Source organism: Patescibacteria group bacterium (assembly GCA_028710985.1).
In the GTDB taxonomy this organism is placed as follows: domain Bacteria; phylum Patescibacteriota; class Patescibacteriia; order JAHJFT01; family JAHJFT01; genus JAQTTB01.
Genome location: JAQTTB010000001.1, coordinates 201184 through 221174, shown reverse-complemented (window position 1 = coordinate 221174; position 19991 = coordinate 201184). Strand labels below are relative to the sequence as shown.

Annotated in this window: 17 protein-coding genes, 3 tRNA genes and 2 rRNA genes; 8 read left to right on the top strand and 14 right to left on the bottom strand. The window is 48.0% G+C overall.

The genetic code is table 11. The features are described 5' to 3' along the window. The first annotated feature begins 65 nt into the window (after nucleotides 1-65). The 7 genes from PHW53_01080 (at nucleotide 66) to PHW53_01050 (ending at nucleotide 7462) form a co-directional block, all read left to right on the top strand. Nucleotides 66-151 (top strand) — tRNA-Leu (locus PHW53_01080). Between the two features lie 37 nt (nucleotides 152-188). Beyond that, a tRNA-Ala gene (locus PHW53_01075) sits at nucleotides 189-262 on the top strand. A 17-nt stretch (nucleotides 263-279) separates the two neighbouring features. Beyond that, nucleotides 280-903, top strand: a complete 624-nt coding sequence (locus tag PHW53_01070; GenBank protein ID MDD4995049.1) for a class I SAM-dependent methyltransferase — start codon at nucleotides 280-282, stop codon at nucleotides 901-903. A gap of 333 nt (nucleotides 904-1236) precedes the next feature. Next, nucleotides 1237-5050, top strand: a 23S ribosomal RNA gene (locus PHW53_01065). Between the two features lie 245 nt (nucleotides 5051-5295). Further along, a 5S ribosomal RNA gene (gene rrf, locus PHW53_01060) occupies nucleotides 5296-5411 on the top strand. A gap of 319 nt (nucleotides 5412-5730) precedes the next feature. Next, complete coding sequence (locus PHW53_01055; protein ID MDD4995048.1) at nucleotides 5731-6204, top strand: GNAT family N-acetyltransferase; 474 nt, start codon at nucleotides 5731-5733, stop codon at nucleotides 6202-6204. Between the two features lies 1 nt (nucleotide 6205). Further along, nucleotides 6206-7462 carry an endonuclease Q family protein gene (locus tag PHW53_01050; GenBank protein MDD4995047.1) on the top strand — a complete coding sequence of 419 codons (1257 nt, stop codon included), beginning with the start codon at nucleotides 6206-6208 and terminating at the stop codon, nucleotides 7460-7462. 525 nt (nucleotides 7463-7987) lie between these two features. Here the strand turns inward: PHW53_01050 and PHW53_01045 are convergent. Together PHW53_01045 and PHW53_01040 are read right to left on the bottom strand one after the other, a co-directional pair. Then, complete coding sequence (locus PHW53_01045) at nucleotides 7988-8575, bottom strand: alpha/beta hydrolase (GenBank protein ID MDD4995046.1); 588 nt, start codon at nucleotides 8573-8575, stop codon at nucleotides 7988-7990. A 72-nt stretch (nucleotides 8576-8647) separates the two neighbouring features. Beyond that, nucleotides 8648-8720: transfer RNA gene (locus tag PHW53_01040), tRNA-Ala, on the bottom strand. A 166-nt stretch (nucleotides 8721-8886) separates the two neighbouring features. Between PHW53_01040 and PHW53_01035 the strand changes: the two genes are divergently transcribed. After that, complete coding sequence (locus PHW53_01035; protein MDD4995045.1) at nucleotides 8887-9651, top strand: MBL fold metallo-hydrolase; 765 nt, start codon at nucleotides 8887-8889, stop codon at nucleotides 9649-9651. Between the two features lie 263 nt (nucleotides 9652-9914). Here PHW53_01035 and PHW53_01030 read toward each other — a convergent pair whose 3' ends face one another. The 12 genes from PHW53_01030 to PHW53_00975 all read right to left on the bottom strand — a co-directional run bounded on the left by PHW53_01030 (nucleotide 9915) and on the right by PHW53_00975 (nucleotide 19951). Beyond that, nucleotides 9915-10904 carry a D-glycerate dehydrogenase gene (locus PHW53_01030; protein MDD4995044.1) on the bottom strand — a complete coding sequence of 330 codons (990 nt, stop codon included), beginning with the start codon at nucleotides 10902-10904 and terminating at the stop codon, nucleotides 9915-9917. Between the two features lie 3 nt (nucleotides 10905-10907). Beyond that, on the bottom strand, nucleotides 10908-11885 hold the full coding sequence (locus PHW53_01025; GenBank protein ID MDD4995043.1) for a carbohydrate kinase family protein: 978 nt from the start codon (nucleotides 11883-11885) through the stop codon (nucleotides 10908-10910). Between the two features lie 97 nt (nucleotides 11886-11982). Next, complete coding sequence (fba, locus tag PHW53_01020; GenBank protein ID MDD4995042.1) at nucleotides 11983-12900, bottom strand: class II fructose-1,6-bisphosphate aldolase; 918 nt, start codon at nucleotides 12898-12900, stop codon at nucleotides 11983-11985. Nucleotides 12901-12902: 2 nt separating this feature from the next. After that, complete coding sequence (locus PHW53_01015; GenBank protein ID MDD4995041.1) at nucleotides 12903-13877, bottom strand: transketolase C-terminal domain-containing protein; 975 nt, start codon at nucleotides 13875-13877, stop codon at nucleotides 12903-12905. After that, nucleotides 13877-14842 carry a DUF4349 domain-containing protein gene (locus tag PHW53_01010; GenBank protein MDD4995040.1) on the bottom strand — a complete coding sequence of 322 codons (966 nt, stop codon included), beginning with the start codon at nucleotides 14840-14842 and terminating at the stop codon, nucleotides 13877-13879. Before PHW53_01010 ends, PHW53_01015 begins: the two co-directional genes overlap by 1 nt. A gap of 10 nt (nucleotides 14843-14852) precedes the next feature. Further along, entirely contained in the window at nucleotides 14853-15683 is an 831-nt protein-coding gene (locus PHW53_01005; protein ID MDD4995039.1) for a transketolase, read from the bottom strand. Nucleotides 15684-15764: 81 nt separating this feature from the next. Next, nucleotides 15765-15986, bottom strand: coding sequence for a DUF1232 domain-containing protein (locus PHW53_01000; GenBank protein ID MDD4995038.1), 222 nt, complete (start codon nucleotides 15984-15986; stop codon nucleotides 15765-15767). Further along, nucleotides 15983-16549, bottom strand: coding sequence for a PH domain-containing protein (locus PHW53_00995; GenBank protein ID MDD4995037.1), 567 nt, complete (start codon nucleotides 16547-16549; stop codon nucleotides 15983-15985). The genes PHW53_01000 and PHW53_00995 overlap by 4 nt, the downstream gene beginning before the upstream one ends. Before the next feature lie 3 nt (nucleotides 16550-16552). Continuing rightward, nucleotides 16553-16807 carry a hypothetical protein gene (locus PHW53_00990; protein MDD4995036.1) on the bottom strand — a complete coding sequence of 85 codons (255 nt, stop codon included), beginning with the start codon at nucleotides 16805-16807 and terminating at the stop codon, nucleotides 16553-16555. Further along, nucleotides 16804-17838 carry a Holliday junction branch migration DNA helicase RuvB gene (gene ruvB / locus PHW53_00985; protein ID MDD4995035.1) on the bottom strand — a complete coding sequence of 345 codons (1035 nt, stop codon included), beginning with the start codon at nucleotides 17836-17838 and terminating at the stop codon, nucleotides 16804-16806. The genes PHW53_00990 and ruvB overlap by 4 nt, the downstream gene beginning before the upstream one ends. Before the next feature lie 75 nt (nucleotides 17839-17913). Beyond that, nucleotides 17914-18222, bottom strand: coding sequence for a hypothetical protein (locus PHW53_00980; protein ID MDD4995034.1), 309 nt, complete (start codon nucleotides 18220-18222; stop codon nucleotides 17914-17916). Between the two features lie 16 nt (nucleotides 18223-18238). Beyond that, nucleotides 18239-19951 (bottom strand): DUF262 domain-containing protein, encoded by a 1713-nt coding sequence (locus PHW53_00975; GenBank protein ID MDD4995033.1) that lies wholly within the window; start codon nucleotides 19949-19951, stop codon nucleotides 18239-18241. Nucleotides 19952-19991: the final 40 nt, after the last annotated feature.

Below are 19991 nucleotides of genomic sequence, written 5' to 3'. Positions count from 1 at the left end.
GACTCTTGACTTTTTTGCGAAAATCGGCAATAATTAGTTAAAATTGCAGTAGCCGAAGAGGGTGCGCCGAGGTGGTGAAATGGTATACACGCAAGGCTTAGGACCTTGTGCCCGCAAGGGTGTGAGGGTTCGAGTCCCTCCCTCGGCACCAGCCTTCGCCAAGGCTTCGGCTGGCAGGCCATCATCATGGGCTTATAGTATAGTGGTAATACGCCGCATTCGCATTGCGGAGACAGCAGTTCGATTCTGCTTAAGTCCACCAAGGATTTTTTGATAAATATGCCTTCAGTAAACGAGGATTTTAAACAACGCTGGCGAACGGCGTATAATAATGGTTTTTACGTTGCCAGAACTACGCCAAGTTTGATTTGCCAAGACCTTTCGTATTATATGGAATTGCCCGGACATGTTCTGGATGTTGGTGCGGGCAATGGCCGGAATTCAGTTTTTTTTGCTCGCATGGGCTATGGAGTAGATGCCGTTGATGTTGTTGATATTTTTCCATCGGAATACAAAGAGCATGGTTTGATTACATTTACCGAAGCAGAGGCTGAGAAATTTGTTTTTGAAAAGGAAAAATATTTGGCCGTTGTGGCAACTCGTTTTTTGCAATATATTAGTTCCGACATTGCGAAAATACTACTTGAAAATTGGTATATGGCCCTGCGTCCGAAGGGCTACGTTGCATTGAGTTTTGTCGTGAACAATAGTTCGGTTCAAGGCGTAAAGGGGTATGATGTTCCATATTATTATCATGATCCGGAAAAAGTAATTGAAACAGCTGAAAAAGTCGGTTTTGGCGTTATTACAAAAAAAAGCGTGAATCAAATGCCGTTGGATGTTAATCGGATAAGAAAGAAATTGATTGATTCATTTGAGGTAATTTTTCAAAAATCTAATTAAATTTTATCCCCGCGCTATCCACAAAACCCCGCCTTGACAGGCATTATACATATATGTATAATATGGGCAGTTTAAAATAATTATCATAAAAAGAGCATTTTTTCGCTAAAATATGAGAGTTTCAAGCCAATCAAATACGTGTCCAATCAGTTGACGCAGTTTTAATGCTTGTTTTCGCACCGCTTGGACACGACCGGGCGGTTTTTTGACTCACTTGCGACCAGACGAACAGGGTTTGGCCACAAGGCCAAGTGAACATTGACAATTTAATAATGACGAGTAAATAGCATCATTAAAATCTTGTACGTGCCATTTGAACTAAAAAGTTTAAATGGTTGTAGAAGCACGAAGAGCGCACGGAGGATGACTCGACATAAGAAGACGATGAAGGACGTAGCAGCCTGCGAAAAGCCTCGGTTAGGTGGCAAGCAACCTTTGACCCGGGGATATCCGAATGGGGAAACCCATCCCATTGGAAGAATGGGATATTTTGCACTGAATACATAGGTGCAAGAAGGCAACCTGGCGAAGTGAAACATCTCAGTAGCCAGAGGAACAGAAAACAATGCTGGCCTTAAGTATTTGGCTCGTATCTTGCGAGCCGGATACTTATCGGTCAGCCCATTCCCTGAGTAGTGGCGAGCGAAAAGGGATCAGTCCAAACCTCGCAGACCAAGCGTGAACAAAGTGACACCTTCGGGTGAAATAGAGTTTGCGCCTAAGGTTGCAAGACCATATGTCTGCGGGGGGTTGCGGGTGTTTGCGTTCAAGGCGCTTGCAAGCCTTGGTAAATAAAGCGATCTTCCCTAGTAGAATCCGCTGGAAAGCGGAGCCAAAGAAGGTGATAGCCCTGTACGCGAAAGGGGATCTCTATTTATAGCATTCAACCTAGAGTACCACGGGACTCGTGAAATCCTGTGGGAATCAGCCACGACTATGTGGCAAGACTAAATACTTCTTGTGATCGATAGTGAACAAGTACCGCGAGGGAAAGTTGAAAAGCATCCCGGAAGGGAGATGAAACAGTATCTGAAACCGTGTGCTTACAAAAAGTCGGAGCCCCGACGCAAGTCGGGGTGACGGCATTCCTATTGAAGAATGAGCCAACGAGTTTGTCATGCGTTGCCGGTTAAGCCCCTGCGGGGGCGGAGCCATAGTGAAAGCGAGCCTTAACGGGCGTCTATGGTAGCGCATGCAAGACCCGAAACCGGGTGACCTATCCATGACCAGGGTGAAGTTCCGCGAAGGCGGAATGGAGGCCCGAACTCACGCGCCGTGCAACACGCGGGGATGAGTTGTGGATAGCGGAGAAATTCCAATCGAACTCGGTAATAGCTGGTTCTCCTCGAGATAGCTTTAGGGCTAGCGTCAGTTAATAGCTTTACGGGGGTAGAGCACTGAATGGGACGGAGGGAGAAATCTACTCCTCCTAACCAAACTCCGAATACCGTAAAGTGTTCCTGGCAGTCAGACTGTGGGGGCTAAGCTCCATTAGTCGAAAGGGAAAAAGCCCAGATCTCCGTCTAAGGTCCCAAAATCTAGGTTAAGTGTGAAAGGCTGTGGAGCGACTTATACAACCAGGAGGTTGGCTTAGAAGCAGCCATCCTTTAAAGATAGCGTAACAGCTCACTGGTCAAGTTGCTTTGCGCCGAAAATATTTCGGGGCTAAAACTTAGTACCGAAGACGAGAATTCGTTCCGATTTATCGGAGCGAGTGGTAGAGGAGCGTTCTCATTGCGTTGAAGTCGAACTGTGAGGTTCGGTGGAGCGATGAGAAGAGAGAATGTTGGCATTAGTAACAAAAAGAGAGGTGAGAATCCTCTCCGCCGTAAACCCAAGGTTTCCTGGGCAACGACCTTCGTCCCAGGGTTAGTCGGTCCTAAGGTGAGGCCGAAAGGCGTAACCGATGGATGAGCAGGTTAATATTCCTGCACTACCTAAGAGCGCGATGGGGGGACGCTTCCCGAAATCTCTAGCGTATTTTGGTTATATGCGTAGGGCGTTTGCGCGCCGGTCCGCAGGTAAATCCGCGGGCCATCAGGCCGCAGGCGATCTAAAGGCTGGTAATACCGGCCAATATGAGAAGACGTGGAGCCAAGAAAAGCCTCTAGCATTAAACTTTTAGGTATCCGTACTGTAAACCGACACAGGTGGGTGGGCATAAGTGTGCCAAGGCGTACGAGAGAACCCTCGTTTAGGAACTCTGCAAATAAGCGGCTGTAACTTCGGGATAAAGCCTCCCCAACCTCGTGTTGGGGCGCAGCTAAAGTATTCCTAGCGACTGTTTACCAAAAACACAGGTCCCTGCTAAACCGTAAGGTGATGTATAGGGGCTGATGCCTGGCCAGTGTCCGAACGTTAAGGGGAGAGGTTATCCTTCGGGAAAAGCCTTGATCTTAAGCGCGGATGAACGCCGGCCGTAACTATAACGGTCCTAAGGTAGCGAAATTCCTTGTCGGGCGAGTTCCGACCTGCACGAATGGCATAACGACTGGGGGACTGTCTCAACGAGGGACTCGGTGAAATTACAAGAGTCGTGAAGATGCGATTTACCCATGGCTGGACGAAAAGACCCCGTGAAGCTTTACTATAACTTGTTATTGGATACATGCTCCGCATGTTCAGAATAGGTGGGAGTCCTTCGGGACAACAGTGAGATACCACCCTTGTGTTGTGTGTATTCTAATCTCGAACCGTGAATCCGGTTTGGGAGACAGTAACTGGTGGGTAGTTTAACTGGGGCGGTTGCCTCCTAAAAAGTAACGGAGGCGTTTACAAAGGTCGACTTGGCCCGGATGGAAATCGGGCTGAAAGTGCAAACGCATAAGTCGGCTTTACTGCGAGACCTACAAGTCGAGCAGTTGCGAAAGCAGAAGTTAGTGATCCGACCGTTCGAAGTAGGACGGCGGGAGCTCAACGGATAAAAGCTACTCCGGGGATAACAGGCTGATTCCGTCCAAGAGTCCATATCGACGACGGAGATTGGCACCTCGATGTCGGCTCATCGCATCCTGGGGCTGGAGAAGGTCCCAAGGGTTTGGCTGTTCGCCAATTAAAGCGGTACGCGAGCTGGGTTCAGAACGTCGTGAGACAGTATGAAGATCGTGCTGTCTATAAATTCGGCTAAATGCTGGAAAGTCTGGAGAGCCTCAAAAAGGAGTGAGGCTTGTGAATCTCACACTACTTTGATATAATATATATATTAAAGTAAAAAAGTGATGAGTGCAGATAATCAGCAGGAAAGATCGAAGAATCTAAATCCATGGTATATTACCGGTTTCGTTGAAGGCGAAGGAACTTTTCATATTGCGATTTATAAAGACGCAAAAATGAAAACAGGTCTTAAATTCATTCCTGAATTCCACATAAATCAGAGTTATTTGCGTAAAGAAACTCTGGAAGCGATTAAAAATTATTTCGGTTGTGGCTATATCAAAAATAATCACGCTCGAAATAAAAAAGATGATACGCTGGTGTATGTGGTTAGAAATAGGAATGACTTAAGAAAGACGATAATTCCATTTTTCGAGAAGTATCCTTTAATTTCAAAGAAACATGACGCAATGGTAATTTTTAAGCGCATAGTGGATATGATGGAGAATGCAGATCACTCAACCATTGATGGCGCTAAAAGAATTATTTGCTTTGCTTACAGTATGAATTGCGCCGGTAAATACCGAAAAATTAATAAGAAAATTGTATTAGATTCCTTGAAATCCTCAGAGACTATATGCCGAAATTCCGAAATATATCGGGATAAGATATAGTCCGAACTGCATGGCGACATGCAGAGTTCCGACGAAAGTCGGAATCACCACAGAGCACCGGTTGAAAACGGATGTGGTTTGGCAAAGTAACAGAATGTCGGTCTCCTATCCACCATGGGCGTCGAAATTTGAAGGGTCTCGCCTCTAGTACGAGAGGACCGAGGTGAACGAACCTCTAGTGTACCAGCTGTCCTACCAAGGGCATCGCTGGGTAGCTACGTTCGGTTTGGATAAGCGCTGAAAGCATATAAGCGCGAAGCTGTCCCTAAGATTAGATTTCATTATAGACTCCTTCGAGATGAGGAGGTTGATAGGTTCCAGGTGTAAGTCCCGTAAGGGATTGAGCCGAGGAATACTAATCGGTCAATTTCTACAACCATTCAAGCTTTTTAGTGAGTTTATTCGTCATTGTTAAAGTCGTCAGGCGGATAAGTAAATTTATTTTACTTATTTATCCTGGTGATTTTCGCGGAGGGGCCACACCCGTTCCTCCGCCTACGCTTCGCTTCGGCGGACAGGCATATCGAAAGGGTCGGCACATTGAAAATCATCGGCTTTAAATACCCGCGTGAAAAATTATAAAGTCGCTTGGGTTGAATTATGGATGCTTAATCCATATCTCAACCCTGGTGATTTTCGCGGAGGGGCCACACCCGTTCCCATATCGAACACGGTAGTTAAGCCCTCCAGCGCCGATGTTACTGGACGCCTAGCGTCCGGAAAAGTAGGTCATTGCCGGGATTATCAAAAAATCATCCGTAAGGGTGATTTTTTGTATCTCAAAGATTCGTATGTAGGGGCGACCCTTGCGGTCGCCCTGTTAAATATCGCAGAGGATGTTGTCGGCGTGTAGGGGCGGACCCCCGCGTCCGCCCCGGCTAGGTAACCGTTGGGCGCGGTGGCTACCTGGGCCGACACAGGGGTCGGCCCCTACGATTCAAAATTTGGCCAAAATATATAATATCGGATTATGAGAATGTCCATAGGAGCGCATTGCAGTATGCCTCTACGGATTTTTTGATTGGCTTTTTTGGATATTTTGAGTTATTATAGTGGTAATATGAATATAAAAATAAGAAAAGTTAAAGCAAGCGATTGGCCGGCGATGAAGAAGTTGACCGCCGGAATTTGGGCTTTTCATCGGCCGCTTTTTAGAAAAATCGATCCGAGTTTTGTTGCTTTTTCAAGATCGACGTCAAGGAAAAAGTTTTTAAAGTGGGCGAGGCAGAGAAAGACTTATTTTATCGTGGCGGTAGACGACACCGCGCCGGTGGGGTATCTCTTGGCGGGAATCAGAAACTATCCTGACGATCGAAAGCTGCTAATCGGACATTTGGCGCAGATATTCGTTATTCCGAAATATCGCGGTAAGGGAGTTTCCGATCTTTTATGGAAGGATACCCTTAAGTGGTTTAAGATGGGAAGAGTCAAATTTTTGCAGCTTAATGTGGTTGCGAATAATGTCCATGCAATAAAATTTTATAAGAAATGGGGACTTAAGCCGTACATGCTTATGATGAACAAGAAATTGTAATATGCGCGTCATTGCCGATCTCCATATCCATTCAAAATACTCCCGCTCCTGCTCGCCGGAGCTGACGCTTGCGAACATTGCCGCCGGGTGCGAGAAAAAAGGGATTCAGGTTGTTTCAACCGCGGATTTTACTTATCCCGCGTGGATTGAATCAATCAAATCCGAACTCGCGGAATGCGGTCCGGGCATTTTTGAGTTAAAAAATAAAAAATCTTCGACCAAATTTATTTTGGGCACGGAAATATCCTGCATTTATAAAAAGTCAGGGGCCGTGCGGCGCGTGCATCACAATATTTATCTCCCGAGCATCGCGGCGATTGAGAAATTTATCGCGGCTCTTGAGAAACGCGGGTGCAACCTGCGCTCTGACGGCCGGCCGATTGTCGGCGTTACTTCTAAAGAGATATTGCAGATGCTCTTGGACATCACGGATGAAGCGATGCTCATTCCGGCTCATGCCTGGACGCCGTGGTTTGCGATTTTCGGATCAAAAAGCGGCTACGATTCCATCGAAGAGTGTTTTGACGAGCTCGCGCCGCATATCCACGCGATTGAAACCGGGCTTTCAAGCGACCCGGCAATGAACTGGCGGTGTTCAAAACTCGATAATATCATGCTGGTTTCCAATTCCGATGCGCATAGTCCGGGAAATCTGGGCCGCGAAGCCAATGTTTTTGAGCTTGATGACATAAATTATAATAATATCTTTGATATTCTGCGCAAACGCGATACAAAGAAATTTCTTTATACCATTGAGTTCTACCCGGAAGAGGGAAAATACCATTATGACGGCCATCGCGAGTGCGGCGTGCGCTTCAAGCCGGCCGAAACCAAGAAAAACAAAGAAATTTGTCCGAAATGCGGCAAGAAGCTGACGCTCGGAGTGTTGAACCGTGTGGATAACTTGGCGGACAATGCCGAGGGAAGGCGTCCGGAGGGCGCGGTTCCGTACCGGAGCATGGTGCCGCTCGCGGAGATTATTTCCGAAGCCGTGGATCAGGGCGCCAAGACAAAAAAGGTTTTGCAGATTTACAACGAGATGATTAATGAATTCGGTTCGGAGTTTGGGGTGCTCTTGGACACGGAAATCAAAAACATTGAAAAAAAATTCGGCGATATGATTGCCGAGGCGGTGGCGCGCGCGCGTGATGGAAGGCTCATCATCAATCCGGGATATGACGGTGAATACGGGACCGTGAAGCTCTTCAGCGATGAGGAGAAGTTGAGCAAGAAACCAAGCCAAAAAGCTTTATTTTAGCCAAATTTCAGCGGACGGCCGGAAAATATATATTACGCCCGGGCAGGGAAATTGCGGCGGGCGTTTTTTAAAGTAAAAAGACTCCCGCGGGCTGTTTGCCATACAAGCATTGATGGCAGACAGTCTTGGGAGCCTTTTCGATGTTTGGTAAAAGAAAAAAATTATCTTTTCTTTTTCTTTTTTGTCGCTTTTTTCTTCTTTGCGACTTTCTTTTTGGCTTTCTTCTTTGCCATAACCGTTCACCTCCTTTCTTTGTGGTTTTTTTGTCCTTTCGTAAGGAAAAAATTTTAAAAATCAATTACTAATTAAATTATAATATACTTTTTGGAATACATCAAGACAATTTGTCAAGAGTTTTGAATAAAAAAAGCGTCCCGGCGTTCAATTCGTTCAGTCGGGACGCTTTTTTATTATTTGCAGGAGCATTTGCAGCCCTTGCAGGCCTTTTTGGCGGCTTTCTTTTTTGTTTTTTTCATATTTTTCGTTATCCCTCCTCGGTTTGGAGAGAAGTTTAAATTTTTTATATCATTCGGCGATTTCCAGGAGCGCATTCAGGGTGGCGGGCAGCTCTTTTATTCCCGTGCTTCCGCTAAAATGCTCTTTTTCGTGTTCGATGATGATTTTTGCCCCCAGCTTACTTTCAAAAATTTTCGCATCGGAAATCGGTACAAGCGGGTCATCATCCGAAAAGATGCCGATGAATTTATTAGAATGAGATTTAATCTCATCCCAGTCTATGGGGGTTTCCAGCCAAGGCTTGGCAATGACTGGATCCTCGTCGGTTTCATAAGCTTCGTCCGTAAGATGGACCCATCCTGCCAGGAAAACTGCTCCGCCGATTTTTATATCCCTGGGCAGTGTTTCAATATACCTCAAAATAGTCTGAGCGCCGATTGAATGTCCAAAAAGAAACGTGTTTTCATCCGGCACGCCGATCTGTTCTTTGAGATATTGAACCCAGGTTTCGATTTGCGGTTTTAATGGGTCTGGCATGGATGGATTAAAGACCTCAAAACCCCGATCCTGCATTTCTTTTTTAAGCCAGGGGAAGATCCCTTCTTCCGGATAGCCATCCCAGCCATGAATGATGAAGACTCGTTTTGATGTTGCCATAACGTTTGTTTAATTTAATCTGGTGGACCCGACCCCGACGTTACGTCGGGGTGACTTCCCTCCCGAAACCTTTGGACTCGACCGGATTCGAACCGGTGACCTCCTCGTTGCAAACGAGGCGTTCTACCAACTGAACTACGAGCCCAAAGGTTTCGGGACAAACGAGGTGCCTGCCTACCGGCAGGCAGGTTCTACCAGCTGCTTGCCCGCCGTAGCTCGAGTGAAACGAGAGCGGAGGAGGGAACCACGGGCCCGTGATATTTTCAAAAACTATTTAGTAATATATACTTAGATTATTGATAAGTCAAGATATGAAAATTACGATCTTAGGGTCCGGACCGTGTACAGCGATTCCGAGAAGGGCATGCAAATGCCCGACTTGCCGCGACGCGCGGCGGTCCGGGAGCAAATCACGGCGGACAAGAAGTTCGCTGATAATTGAAAAGCGCGGATTCAATCTTTTGATTGACTGCGGGCCGGATTTTTTGCTGCAGCTCAAAAGAGAAAAAATAAAAAAGATTGACACCGTGATTCTGACTCATCTCCATGCTGACGCGGCCGGAGGTTTAAATAAACTTGGCGGGTGGTCAGAGGCCGCTGTGCCAGTCTATTCCGAGTCGATAAATTTTAAAAAAATTAAAAAAACAAAAAAATTGCTCCTCAGGGAAATTAAAATCGGAAGTCGCAAATCAATCGGTCCGTTTAAAGTCGTTGCGTATCGGGTGCGGCACGGGCTAACGCCCGGATTTCCCACGGTCGGTTATATAATCGATAACAAGCTCGGCTATATTTCCGATGTCGGCGAGATTCCAAAAAGCAATTTAAAGTATTTTAAAAATTTGGATGTCTTATTTCTTGACGCGGCGTTGTGGTTCGGAAAGGGGATGAAGGGGCATTTGAACGCCGGACAGGCGATCGCGCTTGGTAAAATATTGCGGCCGAAGAAATTAATCTTGACGCAGATCGGGCACGGGTATCCGCCATACGAGCGGGCGCGCCGGGAAATTGCGCGGCAGGCGCACACGACAGGATTTGCGGGTCAGGTGGTGCTGGGGTTTGATGGTCTTAGAGTGTGATTTTTATTTTTTTTGCTTTCAGCAGGACATACTTTTGTAACCAAAAGTATGCAAAAGTTTCGGGGTCGCAAATTCGCTCTCATGAAATAGGCAACTCTTTACAGATTAATATGACGCTCAGTTGCGCCCCCGAACCCCAGGGTTATTTCTAAGCGGCCAAAGACGGTTCTCTCCCTTTGAAAAAGGGAGAGACAGAGAGGGATTTTATATCAGCAATAAAATCGCCCAAGTAATTTTTACCGGGGCGATTTTTTGAGTTTGTATTACTTTACTAGTGTTGGCGCTTTTTTTCCGGTGAGAACGCCGATGATGTTTTGTGCCGCTAGCCGGGCCATGGCGTTGCGCGCTTCGATGGTGGCCGAGGCGGCATGGGGCGTGATGATGACATTCGGAAGTTTGCGCAGTTCGTAGCGGTCGGTAAGATCGCAGTCAATCGCGGGTTCGCATTCAAAAACATCAAGTGCGGCGCCGGCGATTTCATGGGCGTAGAGTGCTTTGAGCAGGGCCTTCTCGTGTACCATCGGGCCGCGGGCGGTATTGATAAGATAAGCGGTTTTCTTCATGAGTTTTAATTCGCGCATGGAAATCATATGGCGGGTGGAGGGGAGCAGGGGAACATGGAGGCTCACATAGTCGGATTTTTTGAGGAGCATCTCCATGGAGACTTTTTTGGCGTTAAACTCTTTTTCAAATTTTTTATCAGCCATACGGTCGCAATAAACCACCTTCATGCCGAATCCCTTGACCGCGCGTTGGCAGACGGCGCGGCCGATGCGGCCCAGGCCGATGATGCCCAGAGTTTTTCCGTGGATATCGCGGCCGAGCATAACGAGGGGCTTCCACTCGTCATAGTGCCCGGTGCGCGTGTATTTATCGGCTTCAACAATGCGGCGCGAGAGAGCGGTAAGGAGGGCGAATGTAAATTCCGCAACGGCTTCGGAAACTTCGTCGCACGGAGTAAAGCCGACTTTGATGCCGCGAGAAGCGGCGGCCGCGCAGTCAATGTTGTCGTAGCCAACCGCGTAGTTGGCGATGATTTTTAAATTTGGGCCGGCGGCATCCATGAGCTTGGCGTCGATCTTGTCGGTCAGGAGCGAGAGAATGCCGGAGCAGCCTTTAACCGCGCGGAGCAGGGCGGTGCGCGACAGGGTTTTGTCCGACCGGTTAATTTTTACGTCAAAATTTTTATTCGCTTTCAGCATCTTAATCGCGATTTCCGGTATTTCGCGCGTGATAAATATATTTTTTTTCATATATTATTTAATATTGCGGACTTTGACGCGGTCCAATTCTTTTTTTGAGGGGAGTTTTTCCAAAAGTCCGTTTTTCGCGCCCATCTTGGTGATGACCATATTGGAATTCAGGATGGCAAGGCGCAGGGCGTGCCGCAGATCGCGGCGGAGAATAAGCGATGAGATGAAGCCGGAGCCAAAGGCGTCGCCGGCGCCGGTGGTGTTGACGCGCTTCACGGCGAGCGACGGGGCATAAAGAGACGCGCCCCGCGAGTAAACATACGCGCCTTCGCGTCCGGCGGTAATCGCAAGGCAACGGCTGATTTTTTTCAGTTTTGCGGCAATCGATTTAACGTCGCCATCTTTCGTGCCGGCAAGTTTGGCGCCTTCTTCAATATTCACGGTGAAAAAATCGGTCTGGCGGATCAGGGGAGCGAGCCGGGAAAAGCCGAGGTCGAGTTCTTTTCCGCCCGGGTTCCAGGCGATTTTAATTTTATTCGCTTTGGCAAACTGCCAGATTTTTTTCGTAAGAGCGAGGTTGCCGGCAAGCGAAGTCACATAGAGCCATTTGGTTTTTATTTCTTTCCAGGGAACTTCACTCGCCGATATTTTTTCACTCGCGCCGCGGTAGACCAAAATGCTCCGTTCGCCCGAACCGGCGAGAAGAATCAGGGAATAGGCGGTGCGGAGTTTTTTATCATACTGGATGAATTTGCTTGAGATGCCGCGGTTTTTCAAAGCCTGAAGAATCTCAAGCCCGCCGTAATCTTTGCCGATGCGGCAGATTGCCGCGGCTTTGAGGCCAAGATTTCCGAAGGTCGCGGCCGCGTTGGTGGCGCCGCCGCCGGTGTCAAAAGTAATATCCTTGAGTTCAATCTTGGCGCCAAGCGGGATGCACTCGTCCAGCCCGGTCGGGGAGGTTTTGGATTTTTTTATTTTGATCTGGCCGCTCTCAAGAAAAACGTCGCGCGTGGCCGAACCGATAGTAATAATGTCAAACATATTTCGAGGAATTAGGAATCAGGAATTAGGAATCAGGAAAAAAATGGGATATTGGTTCAAAATTCCTGATTCATGCTTCATGCTTCCTGATTCCTATTCAGGCTTTGTTTTTTGATCCAAAAATATTTATTCGCTGCTTCACCACCCGCTGAATAATCTCGCGCGCCGGGCCGAGGATTTTTCGCGGATCAATTTCCTTGGGGTTTTCGGCCAGGGCGCTGCGAACACCGGCGGTAAAGGCAAGGCGCAGGTCGGTATCGGTGTTGATTTTGCAGATGCCGAGGCGGACGGCTTTTTTAATCAGAGTGTCGGAAACGCCGCGCGGATTGTTCAGCCGGGCGCCGAATTTTTCCGCCTGTCTCACGAGAGTCTGCGGCACGCCGCTTGCGCCGTGAAGCACCAGGGGAACGCTGACTTTTTTCCGGATTTCGGCAAGGCGGGCGAGATCCAGTTTGGCGGCGCCTTTGAACTTGTAGGCGCCGTGGGCCGTGCCGATGGCCACGGCGAGCGAGTCGCAGCCGGTCCGGCGGACAAAATCGCGCGCTTCTTCCGGACCTGTGAGATGCGCGTCGCGCGCCGAGACGGAAACAAAATCTTCAATGCCGGCAATGGCGCCGAGTTCGGCTTCAACCGAAACCCCGCGCCGGCGCGCCCAGGAGACAACCTGGCGCGTGAATTTGATATTTTTCGCGAGCGGAAGATGCGAGCCGTCAAACATGACCGATGTGTAACCCGAATCAATTGCTTTTTTAATAATTTTTAAATTTTTGCCGTGGTCAAGATGCAGAGCGACCGGAATGGGCGAAGAAGCGGCGAGGCGGGTCATGGCGATGAGATAATCCATGCCGGCGTAAGAAATCGCGCCTTCGGAGGTCTGGATGATGAGCGGTGATTTCATCCGGATTCCGGCGGCAATAACGGCCTGCAGGATTTCCATGTTATTGACATTGAACGCGCCGACCGCGTAGCGGCCGCGCCGGGCTGGGCCAAGGATTTTTTTAGTGGTGACGAGCATAGCTATTTTCTTTTTATGACTTTTCTCACGGCTTGAATAATCGCTTCAAGGCTCATGTGGTATTTTTTCAGAAGTTCGGCCGCTTCGCCGGATTCGCCGAAGGCATCGGGCATGCCGACGCGTATTGCCGGAACCGGATAATTTTCGGCAAGCATTTCAAGAACCGCGCTGCCGGCGCCGGCGGCAATCTGGTGCTCTTCCACGGTAACAAGGCAGCCGGTTTTTTTCACGGATTTCAAAATCGTTTTATTATCAAGCGGTTTGATGGTGTGATTGTCAATTATCTCCACGGAGATTTTTTCGCGCGCGAGCTCTTTTGCCGCGAGCAGGGCTTCGTAGAGAAGCGGACCCGAAGCGCAGATCGTGGCGTCGGTTCCGGCATGGAAAATTTCCGCCCGTCCGATTTTAAACGGAGTGCGTTTGGTGGTGATCACAGCCGAGGCGTGGCGCGCGAGGCGGATGTAGACCGGACCTGCGGTTTTTGCCGCCGCTAAGGTGGCTTTGCGCGCTTCAAGCGCATCGCAGGGCACGATAACCGTAAGATTCGGGAGAACGCGGGTCAGGGCGATGTCTTCAAGTGCCTGATGAGTCGCGCCGTCCGGACCGACCGAAATGCCGGCGTGCCCGCCGGATATTTTGACGGGCACGTCGTTATAGCAAACATTGACGCGGAGCTGGTCCCAGTTCCGGCCGGGCGAAAATACCGCATAGCCGGTGACGAAGGGAATTTTTCCTTCGCGCGCCAGTCCGGCGGCTACGCCCATCATGTTCTGTTCGGCCACGCCGCATTCAATAAATCTCTCGGGGAATTTCTCCTTGAAATCAAGCACGCGCGTGGATTCGGCCACGTCGCTGCAGAGAACAACGACATTGCGGTTGCGTTTTGCGGCGTCAATCACACCCTCGCCGTAGCCGTTTCGCACCGGCGCGAGTTCAATATTTTTTGCGTAGAGTTTTGGATTAAGTTTGGGATCCATTATTTTTTAGATTTTTTTCGGCGCAATTTTTTTACGACCATAACGATTAATTTAACGACAATCGCGATCGGGAGGACAATGAGGACGAGAAAGAATAAGAGCCAGATCGCGGCATCGGCAATGCGCTGAAGAGAGGCAATCATGGCGCGGAAAGCGAGGCGGATTGTTTCGAGCGGCTGCCATTTTTCAACCGGCAGTTCAATTTTTTCCGCCTCGGTGACAAAAACGGAAATGGTTGAAAGATCGGTCAGATTTTCAAGATATTTCATTTGTCCCTGGAGCTGTTCAATCTCCTGGCGCACCCAGCCGAGGCGTTCGGTAACGAGAAGTATGTCCTCAACCGTATATGCTTTATCCAGTATTTCCAGATATTGAGCCTCTTCCGCCTGCTTGCTCGTGAGGCGGGCCTTGAGATCCACATATTCCTGCGTGACATCCTGGCCGGAAACATTTTCCGAAATTACCATTTTGACGCCGTCTTTAATCTCCTGGAAAGCAACTTCAAATTCAGCGGCCGGGACGCGGATTACGACGTTGCCGCTTTTCGCGCCTTTTGGACTTTCATAAATATACGAGCTTTGGACAAAGCCCTTGTGGGCGGCGGCAATCTGAGTGATGCGAGCGGTCGAATCGGCGGCGCTTTCAACTTTGGCCTGAATATCACCGGTTTTGATAACACGATTTTCCGTCGCGATAAGATCGGCCGGAGCGGCGGACTCGGTCGCGATCGGAGCCGCGGCCGGCATTTTAAGAGAATCGGTAACTGCCATTTCACGGCTTACGGTGCCTTCTTCATTGGTTCCGAAAAACGCGACACCCTCGCCGGCGTCGGACGAAACAACATGCCCCATTTTGCCCTGCATATTAAATTGGGACGGATTCAGAGTCAGAAGATACGCCGTAAGTATGAGCAGTGCGACGATAATCAGCGCAACGATGAGCGTGATTTTGAACGGTTTTTTCATATTAATTAAATTAATTTTTAATTTTTGTTAATTCTTTTAAAGCCTGGCGCGTTTTATCTTTGTCCGGCGCTTTGCCGTGCCAGCGGTAGTCGTATTCCATGAATGAGACGCCCTTGCCCGGCACGGTGTGGGCGATAATCATGACCGGTTTTTCAGCAATGGTTTTGGCCTTGTTTGCGGCGGCGATGATTTCCTCCATGCGGTGGCCGTCGATTTCAATCACGTGCCAGTTGAAGGCTTCATATTTTTCACGGAGCGGCTCAAGGGGCATGATATCTTCGGTGTATCCGTCAATTTGGATATTATTGCGGTCAAGGATCGCAGTAATATTGGAAAGGTGATATTTGCCAGCGAACATCACCGCTTCCCAGGTCTGGCCTTCGTCATGCTCGCCGTCAGACATGAGGCAATAGACTTGATATTTTTTTTGATTTAAACGGCCGGCAAGCGCGGCGCCGCAGGCCTGGGAAAGCCCCTGGCCCAGAGGGCCGCTCGTGTTTTCAAGCCCGGGGAGCGAAGCGCGGTGCGGATGGCCCTGGAGGCGGCTTCCGAATTTACGCAGGGTCAGAAGTTCTTTGGCAGAAAAAAATCCGCGCCGCGCCATTGTCGCGTAAAGCACGGGGCAGATGTGGCCGTTTGAGAGGATAATGCGGTCGCGGTCCGGCCAGTTCGGCCGCCGGGGGTCGATTTTTGCGATATTGAAATAAAGCGCGGTAAAGATGTCGGCCATACCGAGCGCGCCAGCCGGATGGCCGGAGCCCGCCTCGTAGAGCATTTTAATAATATCCTGGCGGATAAGGTTGGCGGTGCGCTCAAGTTGTCTCACGCTCAAATTTTTCATAACATTATTATATATCATTTTACATAAATAAAAAATGCCCGTACTGACGGGGCATTTGTCGGGACGGGTCGCGACCTGTCCTTACGGTTTTTTTATCCGGTCGGGGATGAGGAGTAGGGCGATATACGCGGCAAGCGGGATTATGGCGAGGTCGTCCAAGAAGCCGAGGACGGGTACGACATCGGGAATCGCATCAATCGGAGAGATGATGTAAATAAGCACAACTAAAATAAAAATCGTTTTATAGTACCAGGCAATTTCTTTATCGCGGAGCGCGGAATAGAGAATATGAAGAATTTTCATATGGCGGTAATTTCATTGCGCATTTCCTCAAGATGCTTTTCGCGGTCTTGTTCTACGAGTTCAAGGATTTGTCGTGCGACTTTGTATGGCTTAGGCACTTGTTTGAACACGAAATGCGCTTCTTCGCCCGCGGTTTGAACTGTAATATCCCCGTAATCAAATACGGTGTGCATGACTCCGCGCACTTCGGCTTTGACATCCTGGACGCGATAAAGTTTTAGTTCGGCAACTGACCGTGAAAAAAGTCCGCGCTGTTCGATATTAATGATGCGCTCGTTGGTGACGATCCAAAAATCAAGATAATAATCAATTAGGCTATTGAAAAAAAAGAGCCAGATTGCGAGAGCGTAAATCGAGAGAGCGAGGACACTCACTGGGCCGCTGATGCGGCCGGTCAGGATTTCGGACTGGTTTTCTTGGGCAAAAAAATAAAAAAATACAGGCACGGCGGCAAGAAACGCATATAGAATGATAATTTTTATGGGTACGATAAAATGCCGGCGCAGGGCGAACATGGTTTTTTCAAATTCTTTTTGATTTGGAAGTCTTTTGATGTTCAACATACATTAATAATACGGCGTAACATCTGTGTATTTAAACATGGTTATTTCGTTTCCCCAGTCAATCGGGATGATTGCTTGGACCGAAGCAAAAAGGATGATTACCGAAACGCCGAGGAAGATAAACGCCAAAAAGAATGTTCCAAACGTAGTGAATCCAAATTTTAGGAGGTGATAAACCGAGAAGAAACCAAAAAAAGCGAATCCGATAAGAAAAAGCGCGTATATGATTAAAAAAATATAAAGCGGAAAGATGATCATAGGAGTGAGGTTTGATTTTTCGGGGGATTGAGGCCGAGGTGGCGGTAGGCGGCTTCGGTGACCGTGCGGCCGCGCGGTGTGCGCTGGAGAAATCCGATTTGCATGAGGAATGGTTCGTAAATTTCTTCAATGGTGGCGATTTCTTCACCGGTTGCGGCGGCGAGAGTGGAGAGGCCGACCGGTCCGCCGGCAAATTTGCTGATAATAATTTCCAGCATTTTGCGGTCAACCTGGTCAAGGCCGTATTCGTCAACCTCCATGAGCGCGAGGGCGCCCCGGGTCGCTTCATCATTTATTCTACCATCCGATTTGACCTGGGCAAAATCGCGCACGCGGCGGAGCAGGCGGTTGGCGACGCGCGGAGTGCGGCGGGAGCGCGACGCGATCTGGCCGACGGCCGCGGGGTCAATATCGATGCTCAAAATGCGGGCGTTCCGTCCGATAATTTTTTCGATATCCTCGGGTTCGTAATAATTTAGGTGGTAGGTGGCGCCGAAGCGGTCGCGGAGCGGCGCTGAAAGCAGAGAGATGCGAGTGGTCGCGCCGATGATGGTAAAGCGTTTGAGGTCGAGTCGCAGGGTGCGGGCGCTCGGGCCTTTGCCGATGATGATATCCAGGGCATAGTCTTCCATGGCCGGATAAAGAATTTCTTCAATGGTTTTGTTCATGCGGTGGATTTCATCAATGAAAAGAATGTCTCCTTCTTCAAGATTCGTGAGAATGGCGGCGAGGTCGCCGACGCGTTCAAGCGCCGGGCCGGAAGTAACCTTGATATCCGAATCCATTTCGCGCGCGATGATGTGCGCAAGAGTGGTTTTGCCGAGGCCGGGATTGCCGTAGAGGAGAACATGCTCGATGGGCTCGCTTCTTTGCCGCGCGGCCTGCATGAAAATATCCAGATTTTCCTTGATTTTATTCTGGCCGACAAAATCGGCGAGCGTCTTGGGCCGCAGGGAAATATCAAAACTCCGGTCTTCGCCGGTTTCTTTGGGATCGGTAAGGCGGTCGGATTTGAGATTGAATTCAGCCATACTATCTCAAAGGTTATCAAGAATATTCGGAAAGCGCAAGAAATAAAAAATTCCCCGTGGACGGGGGAATTTGTATTAACGCGTTTTTTGCTGTTCGAGTTCTTGCTTGGCTTTTTCCAGTTCTTGAATTTTTTTATTCAATTCTTCAATTTGAGTTTGGAGCTCGGCAATTTGTTCGGTTGACGAATTGGCGGCCAAGCCGAGATCGCTGATGGCCTGCTCTTTTTCTAGTACCTGGGTTCCGAGATTCGTGAGCCGGATTTGCTGTTCGGCAATCTGACCATTAAGCCCGTTGATTTGATTTTGATAATAAATCAGGCCGCCGCCGATTGTCGCGGCGAGGAGAAGAGAAATAATGATTAGAATGATGAGTGTGATTTTCATAGGATACTCGCTTTGTTTACTGGGTTTCTTTATCACATAATTCTATCTTGAAAACGTCAGGAAAATGTTTCAGCGCGGCTTCAAAGATAATTTGAAGGCGTGCATTTTGGAATAGACCACTATCATACGCTTCTTTGGTCCATAGATTCTCGTCTTCGGGGATAAAATGTAATTTTGCTCGATCTATGAGCTGTGGCAGGTAATCCTTAGGTGGCGTATCACCGATTGTAGAGTTTTTTTCTTTTAAAATAAAGGTAATGTTCGCGAGGTTGCTTACCTCAATTTCCGCCTCTGCGGGGTCCTCGACATCATCGAGCTCTAGTTCTTGTCTTAAATATTCTTTTGGAAAAATGTGATGTCGCTCTAACTCTTTCAGATCGCGTGAAGCGATTAAGCGCGTATCCCAATCGTCAGCATTATTTTTAATAAGTAGAACATAAAGCAAAAAAACAAATGCTTTGTTTGCTTCTCGTAATGCACTTCTTTCTAACCCATCCTGAATCCATTCGAGATTGATGTGTTTTCTTACTTTCATAGCGGTTTGCATTTCAAGAAAGGGGAAGCTACTCATATCTTGAATCATCTTGATATCACGGCTCAACCGTGTGTCCACGCTGGAGCTATAATGTCCATTCAGATTTGCCAGCATAAACCAAGAAGTCATGCGCTCGCGATCTTCTGCGGGCATTTCCTCGAGTTTCTCAAAACTTACTTTTGAAAAATATGTCGCTAGCGGAATTAAAGTTGTTTGAGAAGGAATCAGACGCGCACTTCTCATACCAAATTCTTTTTCAATGAAATTGAAAGTAAGCTGAAGCGCTCTACTGCTCGTATTGAGTCGCCTAGCTATATCGTCGGTAGAGATTTCTCTAATTCGTTCAATATTGGCTTTAAATTGTTTCGGTTTCGCTAATTGCGTTTGTGAGAGTCCAAAATTAGAGAATACGGAGCGGATGATAGGTTGTATAAATGCATCACGTTTTTCATACTCTTGGTATAGTTGTACAACTCGTGTTTTTAACTCACCGCTTAACGTTCCGGCCAAGAAAGAAAGCATAAGTTCGACATTCCCTATTCTCAGACCTTCTTTATTAATGCGCACAAATGCCTCTGCCATTCGAGAAAATATATCTTCTCTTTCCGTTGCTTCTCCTGAAGTTTCCATAACATATTGAGGTATTGGATACTCTAGGATTTTTTGTGCTATTGCGCGTATTTTGTTGAAGTCGTCTGCGTTATAGTTATTATTTAACTCAGTGAGTGTTTCAACATCATGACGGCAGAATGCCTTTACAATTTTTGAGCAATCGATGCCCCTATTTCGGTGCTTAATAAATTTATCGGACGTGGGGTCGTATGCGATGGGGTCGCATGTTATTCTCTCGCCGCCGCGCACTACTGCCCAGTCGTTGAAAAGAAGAAGCAGAGAGGTAGTGCGTTGCTGTCCGTCAATAACGAAATACCTATCTGTAGTATTTGAGGGTGCACTATCAACCAACGGGACGGACGTTGGATCAATGTCGGAAGCAACTTCTGGCGATGGCTTCCAAAGTATGGTTGCTCCTATCGGATAATTACGTACAATAGAATCGAGCAACTCCTTGACATTGTCTGCATCCCAAACATATTGTCGCTGAAAAGATGGTAACCAATATCTGCCTGACGGAATTTCGTCGTCGATAAGTTCTTGTATCGTTTTTTTTCTTACATCGATGCTTATATTTGCCATAGGCTGTATTTAATAATTTATCAGTCGATTGCACATGCCT

Coding starts and splice junctions, on each gene's coding strand:
- PHW53_00980 (MDD4995034.1), bottom strand. CDS start 18,222: ATGAAAATCACACTCATCATTCTAATCATTATTTCTCTTCTCCTCGCC.
- PHW53_01005 (MDD4995039.1), bottom strand. CDS start 15,683: ATGAAAAATTTGAGCGTGAGACAACTTGAGCGCACCGCCAACCTTATC.
- PHW53_01010 (MDD4995040.1), bottom strand. CDS start 14,842: ATGAAAAAACCGTTCAAAATCACGCTCATCGTTGCGCTGATTATCGTC.
- PHW53_01035 (MDD4995045.1), top strand. CDS start 8,887: ATGAAAATTACGATCTTAGGGTCCGGACCGTGTACAGCGATTCCGAGA.
- fba (MDD4995042.1), bottom strand. CDS start 12,900: ATGCTCGTCACCACTAAAAAAATCCTTGGCCCAGCCCGGCGCGGCCGC.
- PHW53_01045 (MDD4995046.1), bottom strand. CDS start 8,575: ATGGCAACATCAAAACGAGTCTTCATCATTCATGGCTGGGATGGCTAT.
- PHW53_01000 (MDD4995038.1), bottom strand. CDS start 15,986: ATGAAAATTCTTCATATTCTCTATTCCGCGCTCCGCGATAAAGAAATT.
- PHW53_01030 (MDD4995044.1), bottom strand. CDS start 10,904: ATGAAAAAAAATATATTTATCACGCGCGAAATACCGGAAATCGCGATT.
- PHW53_01015 (MDD4995041.1), bottom strand. CDS start 13,877: ATGGATCCCAAACTTAATCCAAAACTCTACGCAAAAAATATTGAACTC.
- PHW53_01050 (MDD4995047.1), top strand. CDS start 6,206: ATGCGCGTCATTGCCGATCTCCATATCCATTCAAAATACTCCCGCTCC.
- ruvB (MDD4995035.1), bottom strand. CDS start 17,838: ATGGCTGAATTCAATCTCAAATCCGACCGCCTTACCGATCCCAAAGAA.
- PHW53_00995 (MDD4995037.1), bottom strand. CDS start 16,549: ATGTTGAACATCAAAAGACTTCCAAATCAAAAAGAATTTGAAAAAACC.
- PHW53_00975 (MDD4995033.1), bottom strand. CDS start 19,951: ATGGCAAATATAAGCATCGATGTAAGAAAAAAAACGATACAAGAACTT.
- PHW53_00990 (MDD4995036.1), bottom strand. CDS start 16,807: ATGATCATCTTTCCGCTTTATATTTTTTTAATCATATACGCGCTTTTT.
- PHW53_01025 (MDD4995043.1), bottom strand. CDS start 11,885: ATGTTTGACATTATTACTATCGGTTCGGCCACGCGCGACGTTTTTCTT.
- PHW53_01070 (MDD4995049.1), top strand. CDS start 280: ATGCCTTCAGTAAACGAGGATTTTAAACAACGCTGGCGAACGGCGTAT.
- PHW53_01055 (MDD4995048.1), top strand. CDS start 5,731: ATGAATATAAAAATAAGAAAAGTTAAAGCAAGCGATTGGCCGGCGATG.